Raw genomic sequence first — 2,332 nt, 5'->3', positions numbered from 1 at the left:
TGGCCGCGCAGAGACATTCGAAGCGCTGGGTTCGCCGGGGCGGCTATTGCAATGAACCGCTGCCGATCAATTCGCGCAGTGCCTTGTCCGGAAACACTGGCCCCCTATACAGCGGGCCGCAAGGGATACGTGCCAACCTGATTGACAACGCGACAAGATCGTTCATTTCATCGCTGCCGCGATAGCCTTCCGCAAATTGGCAAAACTGCGTCATGATGCCGACGACGCTACGGTTTGTCGTTTTGGTATATCTCACGTCCTGCATGTGCAATAGCTCCTGCTCGATGAACGACGGCTGGATGCCGTGGGCCGCGAGTACGTGAGCCAGGAAGCGAGGGAATCTGGTTGCCATGCCAGCCGCTGGTGCCAAGGGGATCAGGACAGGTAACAACGTTCGCTCATTGACGAACAGCGCAATCTGCGGCTTCCAGAGCAAAGCCGTGGCATACCAGTTCCCGAGCCCCGTGGTGCTGGTGCCACCCGCCATCACTTCGGGTTTCAGCCGGTCAAGAAGCTTCTTCGTACAATGCAGATAGAGCATGGCGCGCTCAGTCGAGATCGAAAAGAGCACGATCAACCGGCCGGGATGAAAGCTCATCCTTCATCTGCCGGAAACCAGCTTCGTCCCATTCGCCACGATCAAGACGGCGCATGACGCATTCACCTACCAGCACCACTTTCCGTTCCTGAACAGCCGTCGTCTGCCTGTATTGCTGGCGACGCACTTTATCTGATGCCCGTCTGGCATCCTTGATTTCTTTCAGCTTTGAGTCTGTTGCTGCCAGGCGGCTTTTCAGCAGGGTCATGTTGAGTGTCCTTAGTACAACATCCCAGCAAACCCGTGACACTTCTTGTACTTTTTGCCGCTTCCACATGGGCAGAGATCGTTTCTTCCGACTTTGGGAGCTGCGACGATGGGACGGGATTTCTCAATGATCTGGGCCGGCTCGAATGGGTGAGATTTTGACAACATGTGGAGGCGATTGAGTCTTGCCTCTCTGAAGGTATCTATGCCTTCGTAGTCTTTGGCGCCGATCCTGAAATAGTATTCGGCGTCACGTAGGTCCCCCAAGATATTCAATGCCACATGATTCTGTTCGTAGGCTTCGCGGACCACCTCAAATGATTCGAGTGCCCCCAGATCGGATAATGCCGAAACGAGGAAACCATTGATATCAAGATCGTTCGTCCCGTGGGCGCGTAGCAAATCGGTCAGGATCTCGACGCATCGAGTCCTTTGTTCTGGGTGGTCACATCCCATCCTGGCAATCAGGCGAAACGTACAGATTCTGGCGAACTCCCCGTTTCGGGAATCCCGCGCATACAACTCGACTGCTTCGATCGACGATGGGCCGATCTTGCTGAAAACATCTGGGAATTCTTCACCAATCCAATCATTGTCATCTATCCGATGTATCAGGGAGATCAAGGTCGGAATCGCGTCAACAGCTTTCAGCTCGGCGAGAATGCGCCACGCATGGATCGGAGCCATCGCGGTGGCAGTAAATTCCGATTCGTGCAAGGTATCGTCGTCCAGAACTCGTATCAAATCCGTCACGTGAGACTGGTCAAAGCCCGATTGCAAATATTCGCGCCAGGTTTCGGGAGCGATGCGCGAACGGCACAGGTTCTCACCAAAATCGGCAAGCTGATCGACTAGTTGAAAATACCGGGCTTGCATCATTTAGGTCCGTCGCGAATGATTGGTGAATGACTTTTCTCTCCATATTTCCGAGGATCAACTGGTTGTCGCGTGGATGGTTGTCCTGGGAATAAGACTCGGATTACGTACCCTCCACGCCCCACATCAAACGATCCCGGAGAAGCGTTGCTCCAGGTAGGCGATGATTGCGTTGGAGTCGTACAACCAGCGCGACTGGTCTTCTTCCTGAATATGCAGGCAGGGCACCTTGACCTTGCCGCCGCCGGCCAGCAAACGCTCCCGTTGCACGGAATCGTTTTTCGCGTCGTGCAGCGTCATCGGCACATTCAGACGATACAGGGCACGTCGTGTCTTGACGCAGAAAGGGCACGCATGGAACTGATACAGCGACAGATGCGCCGCTTCTTTTGCCACCGCGGCCTGACCCTGCACCGAACGGCGTTGCGGACGCGGGCGACTGACGGCGTCGCCGAGCACGATTAGCTGGCCGAGACCGACACGCAGGGCTTTCATCAACATAGAGAATATCTCGAGCGGAGAATGGAAGCTGGCAAGTCTACTCCGTCCAATAGCCGACTGCTCCTGGCCAGACACAGCCCTACGACTCCCAAAACGGTTGCGGAGCGTAGCACCCTTGGCGGCTAGTCGACTCCAAGCAGTCCTTCGCCG

At 55.4% G+C, this 2,332-nt stretch carries 3 protein-coding genes and 1 pseudogene; all 4 read right to left on the bottom strand.

The features are described from left to right. Positions 1-43: 43 nt before the first annotated feature. On the bottom strand, positions 44-571 hold the full coding sequence (locus tag BSU04_RS09600) for a DUF6933 domain-containing protein (RefSeq protein ID WP_256982371.1): 528 nt from the start codon (positions 569-571) through the stop codon (positions 44-46). Continuing rightward, the gene (locus BSU04_RS09595) at positions 549-806 is read right to left on the bottom strand and encodes a hypothetical protein (RefSeq protein WP_086383879.1); all 258 of its coding nucleotides are present in this window, start codon (positions 804-806) and stop codon (positions 549-551) included. Before BSU04_RS09595 ends, BSU04_RS09600 begins: the two co-directional genes overlap by 23 nt. Before the next feature lie 11 nt (positions 807-817). Further along, a pseudogene (locus BSU04_RS48755) lies at positions 818-913 on the bottom strand (SEC-C metal-binding domain-containing protein); the annotation flags it as partial. 894 nt (positions 914-1,807) lie between these two features. Further along, positions 1,808-2,182: a glutaredoxin family protein gene (locus tag BSU04_RS09585; RefSeq protein ID WP_086383877.1), complete on the bottom strand. Its 375-nt coding sequence runs from the start codon at positions 2,180-2,182 to the stop codon at positions 1,808-1,810. Positions 2,183-2,332: the final 150 nt, after the last annotated feature.

Source organism: Caballeronia sordidicola (assembly GCF_002220365.1).
Lineage (GTDB): Bacteria > Pseudomonadota > Gammaproteobacteria > Burkholderiales > Burkholderiaceae > Caballeronia > Caballeronia sordidicola_C.
Note: the sequence above shows the minus strand (reverse complement) of the source record. Positions and strands in the feature narration are given on the sequence as shown.

Coding starts and splice junctions, on each gene's coding strand:
- BSU04_RS09595 (WP_086383879.1), bottom strand. CDS start 806: ATGACCCTGCTGAAAAGCCGCCTGGCAGCAACAGACTCAAAGCTGAAA.
- BSU04_RS09585 (WP_086383877.1), bottom strand. CDS start 2,182: ATGTTGATGAAAGCCCTGCGTGTCGGTCTCGGCCAGCTAATCGTGCTC.